This is a genomic window from Thalassospira sp., from assembly GCF_040218635.1.
GTDB lineage: Bacteria > Pseudomonadota > Alphaproteobacteria > Rhodospirillales > Thalassospiraceae > Thalassospira.
In genome coordinates, this window is the sequence record NZ_JAVJRB010000002.1 from 149,115 (window position 1) to 168,262 (window position 19,148).

A 19,148-nucleotide genomic window follows, 5' to 3' on the forward strand; every position below is an offset into this window, starting at 1 on the left:
AAGGGGTAACCCATGGCCAAGGATTTCAAAACACTGGTACGGATGCGCAAATGGGCGCTGGATGAAAAACAGCGTGAACTGGGCGAGATGCAAGGTGTGTTAAATAACCTTCTTGCCGAGAAAGACGCGCTTGAAAAAGCGGTCATTGCCGAACAAAAGGTTGCTGCTGAAAACCCGGAACTTGCCGGTTTTGCCTATGGCGGTTTTGCCAGTGCGGTGATCGCCGAACGCGAAGCGATTACGAAAATGATTGCCGAGCAGGAAAAAAAGATCGACGTCTTTCGCGATGAAGTTGCCGATGCCTTCAAGGCAATGAAAACAGCCGAGATCGCCGAACGTAACAGGGCCGCCGCCGCACAAGCCGAAGAAGACCGCAAAGAGCAAGAAGAGCTTGATGAAATCGGCATGCGTTCTGCGACACGGGATGACGGACTTGTTTAAGGCTAGGATCCTACCTTAGCAATCAGGCAGAAATATCCACGCCCGTCTCAATCCCGGTAACATCACGCAAATCACGGGTCGAAAGTGTAAACACTGTCTTGGGCGTGCCTGCGGCCAGCCAGACGGTGTCTTTTTCCAGAAGCTTCTTATCAATCAGCGTTTCTACCGGCTTTGCATGACCAAAGGGCGGGACGCCGCCAATCACATATCCGGTGGTTTCGCGGACTTCGGCGGCCTCCGCTTTGCGGATCGGCAGACCAAGAAGGTTTGAGGCCTTGGTCAAATCAACCTGATCCGCCCCGTTCATGATGATCAGGATCGGGTTGAGTGTTTCCGTCACAAAAACAAGCGATTTGCCTATGTCGCTGACGTCACAGCCAATGGCCTTGGCGGCATCGGCAGCCGTGTGCGTGCCTTCGGGAAATTCGAACACTTCGATTTGCGTAAGACCATTTTCCTCAAAGGCATTTTGTAAACATTGAGGTGGGGCAACTTTCTTCATCAGACGTTCTCTTGCTCACGGTTTTTGAGTTTGCGCTTGCGATTTAGAAGGTTCAGCGTTTCGACAGACAGGCTAAAGGCCATTGCGAAATAGATGTAGCCTTTTGGTATGTGAATTTCGACACCGTCAAGTAACAAGACAAACCCGACCAGAATTAAAAACGATAAGGCGAGCATTTTGACAGAAGGATGTTTTTCAACAAAGTCGCCAATGGTCTTAGCCGCAGCCAACATCACCAGAACCGACAGGATAACGGCAATCACCATGATCGAAATATGGTCGACCAAGCCGACCGCTGTAATCACGCTATCAAGCGAGAAGATCATATCAAGCAACATGATCTGAACGATCGTCATGGCAAAACTTGACATCACTTTGCCGGGGCCCTGTTCTTCGGGTTCGTCAATGGAATGATGGATTTCCTTGGATGCCTTGGCAATCAGGAACAACCCGCCAATAATCAGGATTAAATCCCGTCCACTGACCTCCTGCCCGAAGGCTTCAAACAAAGGCGCGGTTAATTGCATGATCCAGGTAATGCCCGCCAAAAGGCCCAAGCGCATCCCCATTGCAGCCAACAAACCAATGCGTCTGGCCGATGCCTGCTGCTTTTGCGGAAGTTTGGAAACAATCACGGACAAAAAGACGATATTGTCGATGCCCAGAACAATTTCGAGGGCGGTCAGGGTGGCAAGTCCCATCCACATATGTGGATCGCTCATCCATTCGAACATGATTTCATTCCCAATATAGGCTGTGATGGCAATAACCGGATCGGTGATAAGGTGTGTGTCAACACGTTCTAACGCAAGCGTGAATTGATTTTGCCGGGCGAGTATAGAAAAACTGGCAATCATAAAAGTCAAACAGCTTACCCGACGACGCCCCCGTATAGAAGGGCGCACGGGTATGTTGATCATTAGGTGAAAAGGATTGTTCAAGATGCGTTTGAAAATGCGCGCTTTTGTTTCTGCCCTGACTTTGGCAACGGGCATTGCCACCGCATCTGTATCCGTTCCGGCCTTTGCCGATCCGGCACCAGATGTTGGCAACTGGCAATCGGTTCTGGATCAGGCCCGTGGTCAAACCGTTTACTGGCATGCCTGGGGCGGAGAACCGCGCATTAATGATTATATCGCATGGGCGGGTGAACAGGTCCGTGAACGGTATGGTGTGAATGTCGTTCAGGTGAAATTGACCGATACCGCCGATGCTGTGACCAAGGTTTTGACAGAAAAGACGGCCGGTGTTGATGATGGCGGTGCGGTTGATATGATCTGGATTAACGGTGAAAACTTTGCCGCGATGAAGCGCAATGAATTGCTGTTTGGTCCGTGGGTCGAAGAAACACCGAATTTCGATTATGTCGATGTTGCTGGCAAACCCACCGTGATCAATGATTTTACCGTGCCAACCGATGGGCTTGAAGCACCGTGGGGCATGGCACAGGTCAGTTTTTATTACGATACGGCCAAACATGATGACGTGCCAAAATCAGCACAGGCATTGCTTGAGTGGCTTGTGAAAAATCCGGGTCGTTTTACCTATCCGCAACCGCCAAACTATATGGGATCGACCTTCCTTAAACAGATCCTGACCGAACTTGTGAAAGACCCGAAAGTCTTGCAGCAACCTGCTGATGAAGCGGATGCCGAGGAAGTTCTGGCACCGCTTTGGGGATATCTAGAAGATTTGCAGCCATTGTTGTGGCGCAACGGGCATGCCTATCCGCAGAACGGTGCATCAATGCGCACCCTTCTTGCTGACAATGAAGTTGATATCGCCTTTTCGTTCAGTTCCGGCGAAGTGTCATCGGCGATCGAGGCGTTCGAACTTCCAGATACAGTGCGCTCCTACGTTTTTGACACAGGAACCCTTGGCAATACCAACTTTGTCGCCATCCCCTATAACGCATCGGCCAAGGCCGGGGCCGTGGTTCTGGGCGATTTTCTGATGTCGCCTGAAGCACAGCTGCGCAAACAGGATCCGCAATACTGGGGCGCTGATACCGTTCTTGCGATGGATAAGCTGCCTGATGATATGCGCGATGCCTTTGCCAGTCTTGATCTTGGCATTGCATCCCTTTCACCTGCCGAGCGCGGTACAGTTTTGCCAGAACCCCATCCAAGCTGGATGGAACTGGTCGAAGTTGAATGGCAGAAACATTACGGCGCGGTTCAATAATCGCGCATGCTGCGATTTATCCCGATCCTGACAATTGTGATTATGATCGGCCCGGTTTCAGCCGGGCTGATTGGAACATTGTTGCCCGCATTCGGCATTTTGCCCGCCCTTGGCGGCAATAGCCCCAGCCTTGATGCGTGGGCAGCGATATTTGCCCAGCCGGGGCTTGATCAATCTATTCGGTTGTCCTTGGTCAATGGTCTTGCTGCGACCTTGATATCGGTTGTGATTGTTTTGCTGTTTTGTGCCGCCTGGCAGGGCACTGCGGTTTTCCGCATGATGCAGCGGGTACTGTCGCCAATCTTATCGGTGCCACATGCAACGGCGGCATTCGGTTTGGCATTCCTGATTGCGCCATCGGGCTGGATCGCGCGCGTTGTCGCACAGTTTGCCGGATGGGATCGACCGGTCGATGTCGCGATTATCAATGATCCCTTGGGAATGGCGATGGTGGCAGGATTGGTCGCCAAGGAAATCCCGTTCCTGTTTCTGATGACATTGGCGGCCTTGCCGCAGGCAGAAACAGAACGCACCGCCCAGATCACCGCAACATTGGGATATGGCCGGATTGCCGGATGGTTCAAGGCAAGTTTGCCACGCATATACCCGCAAATCCGTTTGCCGATACTGGCTGTGCTTGCCTATTCGACGTCGGTTGTTGATGTCGCGATGATTTTGGGGCCGACCACGCCGGCGCCCTTGGCTGTGCGCATTCTTGGGTGGTTGTCCGACCCGGATCTGGCATATCGGTTTATGGCATCAAGTGCGGCCGTGCTTCAGTTACTGATCGTGATTGTCGCAATGGGGATATGGATAATCGGTGAGAAGATTGTAGGCATCACCGGACGCTACTGGGCCGAAGATGGACATCGGTTTAAACGGGATGACGGGCTTCGTCGTTTTAGTGCCGTTCTGGCCGGGATTGCAGCAGGGACGGTTATTCTTGGTCTTGTGATCCTGTTGGTCTGGAGCATTGCGGGGTTCTGGGCCTTTCCCGATATACTGCCGCGCAATTTCAGTTTCCGCCTTTGGATGCGGGAATTTGATATGATCGGGACTAGCCTGTGGGCGACATTGCTGATTGGTATTCCCGCCGTTTTGATCGCGGTGGCCCTTGTTCTGGGCTGTCTGGAAAATGAAATACGCATTGGTCATGGTCCGGGGCGCGGGGCCATATGGTTGATTTATGTGCCCCTTCTGGTGCCGCAGATCAGCTTTATGTTTGGATTGCAGGTCTTCTTTACCCTGATCGGGTTGGAGCGCACATTATATGCCGTCGTGTTGGCGCATCTGGTGTTCGTTTTGCCCTATGTGTATCTGTCGCTTTCTGATCCGTTTCGCGCAGTTGATCCACGTTACGGGCAAACGGCCCTGTGTCTGGGGGCATCGCCAAACCGGGTGTTTTGGCAAGTTCGCTTGCCGTTGCTTACCCGTGCGGTTTTGACAACCATGGCGGTCGGATTGGCGGTAACGGTTGGTCAGTATCTGCCAACTTTGTTGATCGGGGCTGGTCGATTTGCCACGGTAACGACCGAGGCGGTTGCGCTTGCATCTGGTGGGGATCGTCGGATGATCGGGATTTATGGATTGCTGCAAATGGTTCTGCCGTTTGCCGGGTTTGTTTGCGCACTTTTGATACCTGCCGTTCTGTTCCGTCATCGACGGGGCATGAATGTGCAAAGCAAAGGATAAGGAATGCCAGTTTCGGGCAAGACAGGTCTTGAGTTACGCGATGTACGCATAAACCTTGATGGGCGTGAACTCATGAAGGTCAATCTGACCATTGCACCGGGCGAAGTCGTGACCCTGATGGGACCAAGCGGATCGGGGAAGTCAAGCCTGCTTGGCCATATCTGCGGAACACTTCCGGCCCAGTTCACGATATCGGGCGAAGTTATCCTTGATGGCATGGCGCTTGATGGCTGTGCGCCGCAGGATCGCCATGTCGGCATTTTGTTTCAGGATGATCTGTTGTTCCCGCATTTATCGGTTGGCGGCAATCTGGCCTTTGCCCTGCCATCGCAGGTCAAGGGCAAAGCAAACCGCCGTGAGCGGGTTGAAGAAGCCCTGATCAGTGCCGGTATGGAAGGGTTTTATGATCGTGACCCGGCGACATTGTCGGGTGGGCAGCGCGCACGTGTTGCCCTGATGCGGGTTTTGGTATCAGAACCTTGCGCACTGTTGCTTGATGAACCATTTTCAAAACTTGATAGCGGGCTTCGTGATCAGATCAGGTCATTTGTTTTTGATCTTGCGCGCAAGAACGGGCTGCCGACTTTGATGGTGACCCATGATCCCGAAGACGGCGCGGCTGCAGGTGGCAGGGTTATCAATCTGGCCTGATATTTTGTGATACAGGCAGTGCCAAATTTGCTGGCAACCGGCGTGAATTGGCCCTATAGCATCTTACCGCCCAAAATATTTTGTGCTTAAGTCATCAGATTAAGCAGCCGTGCGGCATGGAGAATGTCGTCAATGTTTCCAGATGAAATGTATGCTGTTGTTCCAGATGCCCTTGATGGCGAGACGTGCGAACGCCTGATCAATGGTTTCGCCAAGGACATGGATGATGGCGGGCTTGTTCAAGGACAGTCAGCAACGCATATCCGGCAATCTAAAATCACGTGGTTTAACGAAGAACAGGAACCGGCTGTGTCGCGCCGGATCACGGACCTTGTTGCCGATGTGAACCGCAACTGGTTTGATTTTTCCCTGACCGACTTTGCCGAAGACGCGCAGATTGCCTGTTATGTTGGCGATCAGCGCGGCCATTATGACTGGCACAGTGATATCGGATCATCTGAAGTTGCCCGGCGCCGCAAGATGACCTTGGTCATTCAGCTTTCCGAACCTGATCAGTATGAAGGCGGGTTGCTGCAACTCAATCCGGCCGGACATTTCATTGATGCGCCAATGGAACGCGGAACAGCGATCTTTTTCCCAAGCTTTGTTCTGCATCGGGTCGCACCAACCACAGCAGGTCTTCGTTATTCCCTGACCCAATGGGTGCATGGAAACCCGTTCCGCTAATTCCGTTTAATAGCGCTCTAACCGATCCAGAAGACGCGGATTGCCCCATTTGGGCTGACGGTCTTCAAGGGCGGCTTCGTGGTGGAAAATCTGATCATTGTCAGCGGTCTGTTTGTCCAGACGCAAGCTGATCCAGCGCGGTACGAGTTCATTGTTGAAATCGTCCATCAGCAGCACAGCCGCACTTTCGAAATTCTCGAACGCGACATTTGAGATTTCGGCATAGTACTGCGCAAGGTCGTCGGTCTTGAGGATCAACCGATCCGGGACATAGCGTAGCGTCATGCGGGCAGGGAAAACGTTTTTCGCACCGGTCAGGTTGCTTTGCAACGTCACGACATAATCAACCTGCGGGCCCGGATTTGTTTCCGTCAGGATCAGGTTTCGACGTTGATAAATTTCAAGCATGTCTTCTAACCGTTTCTAATTTTTAAGATCATTAAGAATACGCGCCTGTTCTTAACAGGAAAAGCATTCATTTTTGGGCATTGCGGGTGGTTTAAGCTTCGATCCCGTGATGGGAATTGGGGCCACTGTTATCACCCGTCGGGGCAATATGGACAAAGCGCGACCCGTCCTGAAACAGGATGTGGCCCTTATATCCCGATATTTGCAATGCTTCGCGGAAGATGCCGCGAATATCGTCACGGTTATGCGGTTGCAGCGGGTTTTCCGTGCGAATGATCAGATCAAATTTGCTGTCTTCGCCTTTGACCAATCCATCAAGTTGGGTATGGCCGACGGCACTAAAGGACAAATCAAGCAGGAACCGGGTTCCCTGATCATCTTTTTTGTCGGGATCATCTTCGCGGTCACCGTGGCGCCAGCCCAGTTGAAGCTGTTCGATCCGATCGCCCATATTGAACGGCATCGCCATCACACGCCAGCCATCCGGGCGATCGTCACTTGCCATGGCGCGCAATTGGGCAAAGTCGCCTTCAAGCCGTTTCAGGCCGCCACCATCAAGATCAGACAAGCTTGAAAGACTGTTCGCAGCACGATCCCCCATCCAGCCACGGATGCCGCTGCCCGAGCCTGTCATTGCGGCAAAAAAGAACATCATGGTGGTGGTCAGTTTCGGACCAGCCTGCGGCAGGTTGTTCAAAAGCGACATGGCTGCACCCGGATCATGCTGCTGAAGGGCTGTGATGGCCGTTTGCAGGCTGCTCCAGTCGCGTGACAGAGCGGCATTCTGGCCACGTGCAATCAGCTCGGCCTCGGTCATCGGCATGGAGGTCGTAACCTTGCCACTGCCCGATGCATCAACGCTGAAGGATAAGGTGGCCCCAACTGGGGCAGGAACCGGCAATTTGATCCCGACGATGCCAGCCGATGTGCGCAAAGCAGTAAAGCCCTGCGGCAACATGCGGGCTTCGGCGCTATCAGATGGCAAAACGGTTCCGCTTAGCAACAAGGCGGGACTTGGCTGCCCTGAAAGTTGAGGTGTCGCCGTCGTAGGTATCGCCCCAGCCGTCGCCATACCAGCCGCAGTACCACCAGCAACCAGTCCACCTGCGCCGCCCGCTGTGGTGCCACCTGCAGCGGCATTCAAGACATTGGCGGCTTGTTGCGGTGTTACAGTGCCCTGACCAAGGAAGATAACTTGCGTCTGACTTCCGGCAGGCAATTGCGTGCCGTTGGGCATGGTCAGGATCGATGTGGTCATGGCACTGAAGGTTTGACCGGGTGTTAGGGTGGTTGCGGTGATGTTGCCAGCTGAAAGGCCACCAGACGTTCCGGGGGTGAGGGTTTGCGGCAAAAGTTGCAGGCGCATGCCATCGGCAGGGTTTGCGCCTGCTTGTCCTGTGCCGGGATTGGTTGTTGGAATGCGGGCCCAGATCAGATCGCCAAGATTACCCGGAAGTTGTGTCGGGACTTTTACGGTGACCTGCCCAAGGGCGGTGGCCAATGTCAGTTGATTGCCAGACTGCGATTGCACCGATGCCTGCAAAAGCGTTTCCACAGGCAGCTTGGCCAAGGCCGCAGCGACTTGCGGCGATGTTGCATTGGTAACGGTCGCGGTGACCTGTGCCGGGACCGATACCTGGCCTGATTGTGCCGATGCGCCCGCCGAGGCCTGACCACCGACCGACGGCCCGGGTGATATGGCTTGTGGCGGGAGCGTCATGGCACAATTACTCCTCGAGAAGGATTTGTGCGATGGCCTCTATATCGTGGGCGGCATCGCAATTTGGATGACGGGTCAAAAGCGGTGTTTGATTCCGAATGCATTCGGAAACACGCGCATCAGCCCGGATGACACCCAGAAGCGGCGGTGAAATCTTAAGGAAGCCCTCGCAGGCTTTCAGAAGTTTGCTATAGATCGCCTGACCTTCTTTTTTATCCTTGGCCATGTTGATGACGACCCGGATATCGGTTTTCGGGCGGGCCATATGCGTGATCTTGATAAAGGCATATGCATCGGTCAAAGAGGTCGGATCACCATTGGTGATGACAATCACCGTGTTGGCAAGTCCGGTCATTTGACGGACACCCTGATCAACCCCGGCACCCAGATCGATCAGAACCTTGTCATAAGCCTTGCCGGTCTGAAGCAAATCGTCAGACAGGGCCTGAAGCCGGGAGGCCGGAAGGTTGGCAAGGCTGCCCGATCCACTGCGACCGGCAACAATGTCAAAACCGCCATCGGGGAAATGGGTGACGGCATCTTTCAGGCCGATACGGCCAGCAATGACACCCCCCAGATCATGTTTGGGCATCAGGCCGAGCTGAATATCGATGTTTGCCAGACCAAGATCGCCATCAAACAGAAGCGCCTTTTGCCCTTCGAGAACCATGGCATGGGTCAAGGTAATCGAGAACCAGGTCTTGCCCACGCCGCCTTTACCAGATGCGACGGCAAGAACATTGCGGCCTCTGGTGCGCGGGGCAGATTTGGGTGCAGAATCAGACTTGGTAGTCATTTCACGACCTCGGAGAAGCTCGGTTTTGCGGTATCCGCGCGATGGGATGGTATCAGAAGTTTTGCCAAGGCAAGGGGACTTAAGGCAGTTAAACCGTCCGCAACCTGAGCTGTCATACTGACATTACAAAGGGAAAGATTTCCTGAATCAGCCCCATATAGCGCACCGCCAAGGCGGGCTGCAACATCCAGACGTGAAATCATCACGCGTGTTGCACCACCATCGGCAAAGGCATTGGCGATATCAGCAGACTCATCTGCATCAATTCCTGCCGGGTTAACCAATATCGTTTCACTTGGTATTGCCTGCATGAATTCACAAAGCGTGCCAATATCATTTCCAAGATACGGATTGCAGCTTGCTGTATCGACCAGAATGACATCCGCTTGGCGGATATCGTTAAAATGGTTTTTGAGTTCTTCAGGCGATTTGGCCTGTATCAGGTCAATTTTTAAAATCCGGGTAAAGGCTTCAAGCTGCGCAATGCCGCCAGCACGTTTGTAATCGGTTGAAAGAACAGCAACTTTGCGTTTTTTCATCACTGCACGTGCAGCCGTTTTTGCAACGGCCAGCGTTTTACCTGATCCCGGGGGGCCGACAAAGGCCAAGGCACGCGGCGTGTTTTTTTCCGGTAGCGGCGAAAAATCAAAAATTTCGTCAAGCGCACCGGCCAATAATTGTTGTGCCGAAGCCGCGGCTGTTTCGCGTGCCATCAGATTGCAAATACGAATGCGCAGCCTTTCAGGCAAATTGTGCCGTGTCAGGGCCGTTTCGACCATATCAAGTTGTTCTTGCAATGCCGGGGCAGGGCCGCTGTCATCGTCAAAATCAGGATCATGATCAAGGGCCGCCGTAAGACGCACACCACTTCCGGGGATGTCCTGGGTTGATACAATGATCGCATCATTGCCCATATGCTCTTTTACAAGCGCCATCGCCTCGGTCATTGTGGGGGCGGTAAATGTTTTAAGACGCATTTATTTCCCCCCAATCATTTCTGCGGGCATTCAGAGCCATCTGCATGAAACCAACCAATCAGACCTGCCCCAGTGTTTTAAGTTGTGCTTTGGGGTGAATTTCATTTTGTGACATCACCACCGTGCTTGGACGGAATCGTTCAACAATAGAACGAACATAGGGACGAATGCCCGGACTTGTAAGAAGGACAGGCGATTCTCCCATCATACCCAAGCGTTCAAATGTTGTGCGCACCTTGTTGATAAATTCCTGCAGCTGGCTTGGCGGGATGGAAAGCTGTTTTTCCTCGCCCGATCCAACAAGGCTTTCGGCAAATATCTGTTCCCATTGCGGTGACATGGTCACAAGCGGGATAACACCTTCCTGATTGGTATTCACATCTGATAGCTGACGGGCAAGACGGGATCGCACATGTTCGGTCATAAAGGTCGGATTGCGGGTAAAGGCAGTTGCCTCGGCCACACCTTCAAGGATGGTTGGCAGGTCACGAATGGACACGCGTTCGATCAAAAGGTTCTGCAGCACTCGCTGAACACCGCCGACGGAAACCTGACCCGGAACGATATCTTCGACCAGTTTTTTCTGATCGTCATCAAGTTCATCAAGCAGCTTTTGCGTTTCGGCATACGACAGCAATTCAGGCATGTGGTCCTTGATCACTTCGGTAATGTGCGTCGTGATCACGGTTTGCGGGTCAACCACAGTGTAACCACGGAACATGGCTTCTTCCTTCATGCCCTGTTCGATCCACATCGCCGGCAGGTTAAAGGTTGGCTCCATGGTTTTTTCACCCGACAGGGTGATTTCTTCGCCGCGCGGATCCATGACCAGCAGCATGTTCGGGCGCAAGTCGCCCCGGCCTGCCTCGATCTCCTTGACCCGAAGGACATAGGTATTGGCAGGGAGCTGCATGTTGTCCTGAATACGGACAGATGGCATGACAAAGCCCATATCACCGGCCAGTTGACGGCGCAGTGCCTTGATCTGATCGGTCAGTTTCTGACCCCGTTCGGTGCTGATCAGCGACAGCAACCCATAGCCCAGTTCAAGCCGGACATAATCCATGCGCAGCGCATTGGCGATGGGTTCTTCGGCGGGTGGGGCGGCGGCATCGGCTGCGGCCTGCGTTTCTCTCATCTGTTCGGCGTCGACAGCGTTCTTCTGACGCTTGCTCATGTAATAGGCGAGATAGCCCAACCCGATCGCAAGACCCAGGAACCAGATCATTGGAATGCCCGGCAGAAGCGACATGCCGCCCATCAGGGCCGCAGCAACGCCAAGGGCTGCGGGATAGTTACTGATCTGGCCAAAGACGGCTTTTTCTGTCGCGCCATCAAGACCACCTTTGGTGACCAAAAGACCCGCTGCGGTCGAAACGATCAGGGCCGGGATTTGCGATACCAGACCATCACCGACCGTCAGAATGGTATACACCTCGGTGGCTTCGCCAAGGGAAAGCCCCATCTGCGCAGTGCCGATGATGATGCCACCAACCACGTTGATAAACGTAATCAGAATACCGGCAACTGCATCGCCACGGACAAACTTCGATGCACCATCCATGGAGCCGAAGAACGAACTTTCGTCTTCAAGTTCCTTACGGCGGGCCTTTGCCTGTTCTTCGTTGATGATCCCTGACGATAAATCGGCATCAATCGCCATCTGTTTGCCGGGCATGGCATCAAGGGTAAAGCGTGCTGCGACCTCGGCAATACGGCCAGAACCCTTGGTGATAACGACGAAGTTAATGATTACAAGGATGGAAAATACGATAATCCCGATGACAAAGTTTCCTGAAATCAGGAAGCTGCCAAAGGCCTCGATCACCGCACCGGCGGCATGTGTTCCTTCGTGACCATGACCCAGAATAAGCCGGGTCGTCGCGATGTTCAGCGCCAGACGTAACGACGTTGCCACCAGCAAGATCGTTGGAAACGAGTTGAATTCCAGCGGTTTTTGAATGAACAACGATGTCATCAGGATCAGAACAGAGAAACTGATCGACAATGCCAGCATGAAATCAAGCAACCATGGCGGCATCGGGAACATCATGACCACAAGGATCATGACAAAACCAAGCGCCATGGCGATATCGCCACGTTTCATCGCCGATAAGACGCGGGACTGAATGATTGCGCCTATATTGACGCCGCCGGGCGCACCACCACCGGGGCCGTCAGAGCCGCCCGATCCAGTCGGTGTGATGTTTTGACCTTCGGCCATGGTGTTTGCTTGTAATCCTGTTGGTTGCTCTGTGTCTGGTGCGCTTTGTTACCCTTTGATACGGGGGCGCTAACGACAAGAAATCCTGTTAGTCGTGGCCGTCACCCGGTGCCGGAACTGCCAGTCCATCGTCGGTATATTGGCGCAGTTTGTTGCGCAATGTCCGGATGGAAATGCCAAGAATATTGGCGGCATGGGTGCGATTGCCAAAGCAATGCTTAAGCGTATCAATAATCAGATCACGTTCAACATGCGCAACCGTCCGCCCGACCAAGCCCGCTGTTGCCGATCCATCGCCCGATGCGGCTTCTGCATCGGAACCCGCCACACCATCATCATCGATTGTTTCAGGCGTGATCGGGGCTTGCGCCGGTGGCTGCGTTTGTGGGCTTGGCTGATAGGCCGATGACGCTGCCCCATAGGCTGCATTGGCACTGGCATAGGCCGAGTTCGCCCGCGCAGATGCAGGTGAGGGTGCCGGTGCCGGTGCAGTTGGTGCCTGCTGTGCGGGCGCAGGTGTGTGTTCACTGTTCGGGGATCCGGAAAGCATGATGGCTTCGGGGCCGATTTCAGTAGGGCCCGCAATCAAAACCGCGCGATGCATGGTGTTTTCAAGTTCACGCACATTGCCGCGCCAGTGATGTGATTGCAGACGCGCGATGGCAAGCGGGCTAATCGGGCGTACAGCGACATCATTGGCTTCGGAATATTTTTTAACGAAAAACTCGGCCAGTACCGGGATGTCATCAGGACGTTCGCGCAAAGCCGGAATATCAAGATTAACAACGTTCAGGCGGAAATATAAATCTTCGCGGAAATTGCCCGCATTGACTTCTGCCTCTAGATTTCGGTTCGAGGTTGCTAGAATACGGACATCGATCTTGACCGGGGCTTTGCCGCCCAGACGGTCAATTTCCTTTTCCTGAATGGCACGCAGAAGCTTGGCCTGAAGGCGCACATCCATCTCGCTGATTTCATCAAGCAAAAGGGTCCCGCCATTGGCCTCTTCAAACTTCCCGATGCGTCGGGCCTGTGCGCCGGTAAAGGCACCTTTTTCATGCCCGAAAAGTTCGGATTCCAAAAGATTGTCCGGGATCGCAGCACAGTTTACGGCAACAAATTGCTTATCCGAACGGTTGGATTTGCGATGGACAAAGCGCGAAATGATTTCCTTGCCGGTCCCGCTTTCACCTGTGATCAGAATGGACGCCGAACTGTTGGCGACCTGTGATGCCAGACGCAGGGTTTCTGCCATGCGGGCATCGCGGTGGATCAGCGCGTGGCTTTCTTCGGTGACGGCTTCGAAAATGGCGGCGATCAGGTCTGCTTCGGGGGGAAGCGGGATGAATTCCTGTGCACCGGCTTTGATCGCGTTGACCGCACCATTGACGTCATTGCCAATGCCACAGGCAACGACCGGCACATTGATACGTTCCTGACTGATAGCGACGATCAGGGCGGCAACATCCAGTGTGATGTCAGCCATCACCAGATCAATACGGTTGCCTGCCCGCAGGATATTAAGCGCAGTCGTGACGCTTTCGGCCAACTGGACCGAAGCGCCGCGCGCCATTGCGATCTTGCTGGCTGCGCCTATCTGTCCGCCCAGTCCACCAACGATCAGTACCTGCATAGTCTCATCTCTTTCCGATCAGTTCCAAGCGGCCCCGAATGCCAAAAGAATATGTCGGTTCTCGGGGCCATCGCATTCACGTTTATGATCAATCGAAATAGCTGACGCGTTTTGACGGCGGCAGGATCGAATTGATCAGCATTTCCAGTCGGCGCGGGTTTTCCTGACGGCCAATGGAAACGGCACCGACCATATAGACAGAATTTAGCAATTCTTCGTCGCCAGAGTTACGTTCAAGTTTCCCGGCAAGTGGCACGAAGACCATGTTGGCCAAAACTGCACCATAGAAGGTTGTCAGAAGTGCGACAGCCATGGACGGACCAATTGACGACGGATCATCAAGGTTACCAAGCATCTGAACCAGACCGATCAGTGTCCCGATCAGACCCATTGCCGGGGCGACGTCACCGGCTTTTTTCAGGATGTTGGCACCTTTTTGGTGGCGCCCGATGGTTGCGTTCATGTCTTTGCGCATGATGGCTTCGACTTCTTCGGCAGGGGTGCCGTCGACGACCAAAGACAGGCCCTTCCAAAGATATTCTTCGCTTTGCAAGCTATCAAGATGGCCCTGAAGCGACAAAACGCCGCCTTTGCGCGCGATTTCTGCAAGTTGCAAGATCTGGAGTGCGGCATCGGCCGGGTTGCGTGATTTGTGGAAAATCGTCCGCATCAGGACTTTGCCTGACCCAAGGAACTCGCCAAGCGCAAAGCTCACAGCTGTGATCGCGGCAGTACCGCCGATAACAATCAGAACAGAAGGGATATCAATAAAGGCACCCGGTGAGCCGCCAAAGATAATAGCAGCAATCACAAGCGCGAAGCCAATGATCAGTCCCCCGACTGTCGCAATGTCAAACGACGTTTTAGTCCCCCCTTCGGCCATAGTCGCAATTCCTCTCTTACGTTAGCCTTTTTCAGACTTAATGATTTCCGTCATGGTCACGCCAAGCCGATCCTCAACAACCACGACTTCGCCGCGCGCGACGAGACGGTTGTTCACATATATATCAATAGCTTCCCCAACCTTACGGTCAAGTTCTACTACAGCACCACGACCAAGTTTCAGCAATTGGCTGACTTGCATGGTTGCTTTTCCAAGGACCGCTGAAACCTGAACGGGAATATCGTAGACGGCTTCCAGATCTTTGGATGTTTTCATCTGCTCGCCGCCAGAGTCGGCAGCGGCCAGAAGTTCAGTGCCTTCACCCTCTAGCTCGATTTGATCATCATCAAGTTCCGAGAGTTCTAGATCGTCATCATCAGCCATTTTCGTCTCCTGCGTCTTTGGTTGGTTGCTTCACAGCAGCCAAATCTTCGGCTTCGGTCGGGTTCACGGGCATTTCTTTTTCCGCACTTTCAGTCTGTCCCCTTTGACTTTCGGGTGCGGGCGGTGCCGGTTGAGGTTCCGGTGCAGTGACATTTTTCTGTTCCGGAACGCCAGATTCCTCTGGTGTCGGGGCAGGCTGCCCTGCCGGAGTGTCAGCCCTGATTACCTCATCAGCATCGTCTGTCGTTGCCGCGTGGCTCGGTGCCGGTGCCTGTTGTGTGTCTGGTGCGGCTGCTTTTTCCTGATTTTGCGGAGTTTCCGGCGTGTTGTCAGCTTGTGGCATCGCATCATTTGATGATGTTTGCACATTCCGTGCATCGGTGCCATCGCCTTCTTTGGAACCATTGTCGACTTGGTTTTGCGCGGGCCCTACATCCGCGGACGGAGCCGAGGTCTCGGGTTCTGTCATTGCAGATGGTGGTGCCACAGTGTGAGATTGTTCACTGCCTTCCGATGATCCATTGGTGGGATCGGATAGTGGCTCATTACCTTGCGGGGCCTTGGCCGTGTCATCAGAACCAGCCTGTTGGGCAGAACCTTCCGGGTCGTTGCCTGTTGTTGATGGAGCTACTTGCTCAGTTAGGTCAGGTTGTGTTGGATTTTGGGCGCTGTTCTGAGTATTGGGCTGGGCATCTGCGGCGTCCAACAGCGCATCATTATTTTCAGGTTCGGAAAGACGCGTTTCCTGAAGATCCAGATCACCCATGTCACTTTGTGAAAGGTCATGATCTTCGGCGTGAAGCGAAAGAGCGTTATCAATGATCTCGTTGATTTCGGACCACACACGGGCCGTATCGCGAACAGCGGTGCCATCGCCCCAAGATACCATGCAATCGCCAATGGCGACGTCCGGTTCGCCCACCACGATCACCTTGCCGGAAAAACCACGCGACAGCGCAATGCGTTCTGATACTGCGGCGAGTTCCTGTTCAAGATCGGGATGAACTTTTATCAGGACCTTCGGCGCGTCAAACAGATTGGCAAGACATTGGCGAACGATATCTTCGATTTCGGTCAGTTCATATTGCTTTGACCAAGCCGGTGCCAGTTTCCGCATGACGCCAAGGGCGACGTGAATGGCATCCTCGTTGATTTTTGCATTAGCGCGTTTTTGCTGCTCGTCAATCTGGTCCAGTTTTTCGGCAATGACGGATTCAACATCGCCAATGGCTTTCTCAACCGAAGCCATCACTTCCTGATGACCTTGTTCAAACCCTTGGGCGTGGCCTTCGGTCAAGCCTTGCGCATGGCCTTTTTGCTCGGCCTCGGCGACCATCTGGGCTGCTTGTTCTTCGGTATAGACGGGTGGCGGCGGTGGCGGAGTGTCGTCTTTCTTCTTTTTTTTCTTTTTGCCAAACGCGTAATGCTCGTCATCGCCCCCGGATGAGCGAATGACATTGTCTGCATCATCAAAACTTAGAGAAAATGTGAACTTTTCAATGGCCGTCATATCAAACTGCTAAACCGCCTTGAGCGACAAAAGGAAGGCAGCCACAGGGCTGCCAGTGAGCCGACGACTGTTCGGAAAATCAGGTCTCCTGATACAGCCAGTTGCGAATGATCGAAAGAGCTTCTTCCGGGTGCTTTTCCACGATCTCGCCGATTTTTTTAACCGAGGATGCTTTCACACGCCCTTCAACCTGCGACAGGTTGATCAGTTCTTCACCGTCATCCATGCCCGGTGCCATCGGTACCGGGGCAGGGCCGGCAAGGGCTGGCGTCCCATCGGCGGTCATATCTTCAGCCAAAAGCTGGCGCTGGGCCATATCGGCGGCACTTGGCAATGTTTCGAACGCACGGGTCAGAAGCGGGCGAACCACCAGCAGGATGACCAGAATGGCAACGATGGCCAGAACCAGCATTTCGGCGATGCGGAAGATTTCAGCTTTATCAAGCCCAAGGAAGGTTTCGATTTCTTCATCTGCGAACAGATCGCCGGTATCGGCAAACCGCATATTGATGACTTCAACCTGATCGCTGCGCTGTGGGTCATAGCCGATGGCGCTGCGTACGAGAGCTGCGATCTTTTCAAGGTCTTCCGGTGCGCGTTCCTCATACAGCCGTTCGCCATTTTCGTCGGTGGTGTATGTGCCATCGACCAGAACCGCCACGGTCACACGGGAAATCTCACCGATTTCCTTGACCTGCGTGGTGGTTGTTTTCGAAATCTCGTAATTCACCGTTTCTTCGGAACGGTTTTCCTGACTTTGGGTTCCTGAACCGGCCCCGCCACCAAAGTTGGCATCTGGCAGATTGTTCTGAAGTGTTACAGGGTCAGTACCCTCTGTTTCGGAGTTGGTCGCGTTTTCTTCAATCGTCTGACTGGACCGAACAACCCGTTCATCAGGGTCATAGCGTTCATTTGCCGTGGTGACCTTGTTGAAATCCATTTCAACAGAAACTTCGGCACGGACTTCGCCATACCCAAGGGAACGCGATAAAAGGTCTTCGATGGTGTTGCGCAGTCGGCTTTCGGTGCGAATGCGCATTTCATCGGCAGATTGGGTCAGGAAGGTCGAGGATTGTTGTTCACCATCGCCACGGGCCAGCAAACGGCCACGTTCATCAATGATGGAAACCTTGCTTGGGTTCAACTGTGGAACAGCAGCCGCGACCAGATGCTGAATTGCGATAACCTGTTCAGGTTTAAGTTCACCACCGGCCATTTTTACCGCGATGGATGCACTGGCTTCCTGCGTCTCACGCGAGAACATCTGACGTTTTGGCAGAACCAGATGGACACGGGCCTGCTGGATCGACTGGATCGAGCTAATGGTGCGGGCAAGTTCGCCTTCCAGTGCGCGAACATGATTGATGTTCTGCTCAAAACTGGTGGCGCCAAACCCGTCTGCATTATCAAAAACTTCATAGCCAACAGAACCACCGGCAGGCAGGCCACCTTCGGCCATGCTCAGACGCATGCGGTTGACCTGATCCCCCGGGACAAGAATTTCGGTGCCGTTATTGAGAAGTTGATAGGAGACCTGTTGATCTTCCAGTCGATTGACAATCTGGCTGGCATCGCCGGGATCAAGATCCCGATACAGCAGTTCCATATTCGGAGCGGAAACACGCAAGATCAGAAAGGCAAAGAACACAAGCAGCAATACGCCCACGCCACTGATTGCCATCAGGCGTGTAGGTCCCAGACTTTTGAATGTTTGTAACAAGCCGCCCACGTTCGACTGCTCCGAAACGAAATTTTACCACTGTCCCCGATGCGGGTCGGTCCATACGGAAATCGACCAGCATCAACAACGAATAGTTCTCCATGCTGAAGAACAGGTTAACAACCGGCAATTTTTGCCCAGTTGGATGATTCAATTTTGCCAGTGATTTGAATCATTTGCATCTTTGTTGGCGTCTTTCGCCAGTTCTTAATGTAGTGAGTCATCGCGGCAAAAAGAAGCCCGGCATGTGTGCCGGGCGAGTCGTTTTGCGGACATATCACTGCAGGGTGCGCTAACCCCCTGCAATAAAACCTAATTACCGTTTGATTCGAATAAGTTCGTCAAGCATCTCGTCAGTCGTGGTAATGGTTTTGGTGTTGGCCGAGTAGGCACGCTGGGTAACGATCATATTGGTGAATTCTTCACCCAGATCGACGTTTGATCCTTCAAGGGCCGATGCCACAACATTACCCGCACCATTCAGGCCCGGTTCACGCAACAGATAGTCACCCGATTCACGGGTCTGGCGGAATACGTTACCTGTATGGTTTTCCATTTCATCAGCGGCTTCGAACGTTGCAATGGCCAGTTTGTAAACCGGGCGTTTGACACCGTTGGCGAATTCGACCTGAAGGAAGCCTTCTTCGGTCAGGGCATAGTTCACCATGGTCCCGGCTTGCGCGCCGTCCTGGTTGATGAAGTGGGTGGTGTAGCTGACAAGGTTACCGTTGGCATC

Annotated in this window: 18 protein-coding genes; 5 read left to right on the forward strand and 13 right to left on the reverse strand. The window is 53.4% G+C overall.

Annotation, left to right across the window (positions count from 1 at the left end; genetic code table 11):
• Nucleotides 1-12: 12 nt before the first annotated feature.
• On the forward strand, nt 13-441 hold the full coding sequence (locus RIC05_RS01320; protein ID WP_350048032.1) for a flagellar FliJ family protein: 429 nt from the start codon (nt 13-15) through the stop codon (nt 439-441).
• Nucleotides 442-463: 22 nt separating this feature from the next.
• Here the strand turns inward: RIC05_RS01320 and RIC05_RS01325 are convergent, their stop codons facing one another.
• Together RIC05_RS01325 and RIC05_RS01330 are read right to left on the reverse strand one after the other, a co-directional pair.
• Nucleotides 464-943 carry a YbaK/EbsC family protein gene (locus tag RIC05_RS01325; RefSeq protein ID WP_350048034.1) on the reverse strand — a complete coding sequence of 160 codons (480 nt, stop codon included), beginning with the start codon at nt 941-943 and terminating at the stop codon, nt 464-466.
• Nucleotides 943-1,677 carry a TerC family protein gene (locus tag RIC05_RS01330; RefSeq protein WP_350043475.1) on the reverse strand — a complete coding sequence of 245 codons (735 nt, stop codon included), beginning with the start codon at nt 1,675-1,677 and terminating at the stop codon, nt 943-945. The genes RIC05_RS01325 and RIC05_RS01330 overlap by 1 nt, the downstream gene beginning before the upstream one ends.
• Before the next feature lie 208 nt (nt 1,678-1,885).
• On the opposite strand from RIC05_RS01330, the gene RIC05_RS01335 reads away from it, so the two are divergent.
• The 4 genes from RIC05_RS01335 (at nt 1,886) to RIC05_RS01350 (ending at nt 6,157) form a co-directional block, all read left to right on the forward strand.
• The gene (locus RIC05_RS01335; protein ID WP_350048036.1) at nt 1,886-3,127 is read left to right on the forward strand and encodes an ABC transporter substrate-binding protein; all 1,242 of its coding nucleotides are present in this window, start codon (nt 1,886-1,888) and stop codon (nt 3,125-3,127) included.
• Nucleotides 3,128-3,133: 6 nt separating this feature from the next.
• Nucleotides 3,134-4,819 carry an ABC transporter permease gene (locus tag RIC05_RS01340; protein WP_350048038.1) on the forward strand — a complete coding sequence of 562 codons (1,686 nt, stop codon included), beginning with the start codon at nt 3,134-3,136 and terminating at the stop codon, nt 4,817-4,819.
• 3 nt (nt 4,820-4,822) lie between these two features.
• Nucleotides 4,823-5,470, forward strand: a complete 648-nt coding sequence (locus RIC05_RS01345; protein WP_350048040.1) for an ATP-binding cassette domain-containing protein — start codon at nt 4,823-4,825, stop codon at nt 5,468-5,470.
• 132 nt (nt 5,471-5,602) lie between these two features.
• Complete coding sequence (locus RIC05_RS01350) at nt 5,603-6,157, forward strand: prolyl hydroxylase family protein (RefSeq protein WP_350043471.1); 555 nt, start codon at nt 5,603-5,605, stop codon at nt 6,155-6,157.
• A gap of 6 nt (nt 6,158-6,163) precedes the next feature.
• Here the strand turns inward: RIC05_RS01350 and RIC05_RS01355 are convergent, their stop codons facing one another.
• The 11 genes from RIC05_RS01355 to RIC05_RS01405 all read right to left on the reverse strand — a co-directional run.
• The gene (locus RIC05_RS01355) at nt 6,164-6,565 is read right to left on the reverse strand and encodes a hypothetical protein (protein ID WP_350048042.1); all 402 of its coding nucleotides are present in this window, start codon (nt 6,563-6,565) and stop codon (nt 6,164-6,166) included.
• A gap of 91 nt (nt 6,566-6,656) precedes the next feature.
• Nucleotides 6,657-8,285 (reverse strand): hypothetical protein, encoded by a 1,629-nt coding sequence (locus tag RIC05_RS01360; RefSeq protein WP_350048044.1) that lies wholly within the window; start codon nt 8,283-8,285, stop codon nt 6,657-6,659.
• 7 nt (nt 8,286-8,292) lie between these two features.
• Complete coding sequence (locus RIC05_RS01365; RefSeq protein WP_350048046.1) at nt 8,293-9,081, reverse strand: MinD/ParA family protein; 789 nt, start codon at nt 9,079-9,081, stop codon at nt 8,293-8,295.
• Nucleotides 9,078-10,058, reverse strand: coding sequence for a flagellar biosynthesis protein FlhF (locus RIC05_RS01370; RefSeq protein ID WP_350048048.1), 981 nt, complete (start codon nt 10,056-10,058; stop codon nt 9,078-9,080). Before RIC05_RS01370 ends, RIC05_RS01365 begins: the two co-directional genes overlap by 4 nt.
• Before the next feature lie 58 nt (nt 10,059-10,116).
• On the reverse strand, nt 10,117-12,282 hold the full coding sequence (gene flhA / locus RIC05_RS01375; protein ID WP_350043466.1) for a flagellar biosynthesis protein FlhA: 2,166 nt from the start codon (nt 12,280-12,282) through the stop codon (nt 10,117-10,119).
• Between the two features lie 88 nt (nt 12,283-12,370).
• Complete coding sequence (locus RIC05_RS01380) at nt 12,371-13,915, reverse strand: sigma-54-dependent transcriptional regulator (RefSeq protein ID WP_350048050.1); 1,545 nt, start codon at nt 13,913-13,915, stop codon at nt 12,371-12,373.
• 88 nt (nt 13,916-14,003) lie between these two features.
• The gene (locus tag RIC05_RS01385) at nt 14,004-14,798 is read right to left on the reverse strand and encodes a motility protein A (RefSeq protein WP_350043464.1); all 795 of its coding nucleotides are present in this window, start codon (nt 14,796-14,798) and stop codon (nt 14,004-14,006) included.
• Nucleotides 14,799-14,819: 21 nt separating this feature from the next.
• Nucleotides 14,820-15,182, reverse strand: a complete 363-nt coding sequence (fliN, locus tag RIC05_RS01390) for a flagellar motor switch protein FliN (protein ID WP_350043463.1) — start codon at nt 15,180-15,182, stop codon at nt 14,820-14,822.
• The gene (locus tag RIC05_RS01395; RefSeq protein ID WP_350048052.1) at nt 15,175-16,692 is read right to left on the reverse strand and encodes a FliH/SctL family protein; all 1,518 of its coding nucleotides are present in this window, start codon (nt 16,690-16,692) and stop codon (nt 15,175-15,177) included. The genes fliN and RIC05_RS01395 overlap by 8 nt, the downstream gene beginning before the upstream one ends.
• A 79-nt stretch (nt 16,693-16,771) precedes the next feature.
• Complete coding sequence (fliF, locus tag RIC05_RS01400) at nt 16,772-18,373, reverse strand: flagellar basal-body MS-ring/collar protein FliF (protein ID WP_350043461.1); 1,602 nt, start codon at nt 18,371-18,373, stop codon at nt 16,772-16,774.
• Nucleotides 18,374-18,728: 355 nt separating this feature from the next.
• On the reverse strand, nt 18,729-19,148 hold a 420-nt coding region (locus RIC05_RS01405; RefSeq protein WP_350059735.1), incomplete at its 5' end, for a flagellar hook-basal body complex protein.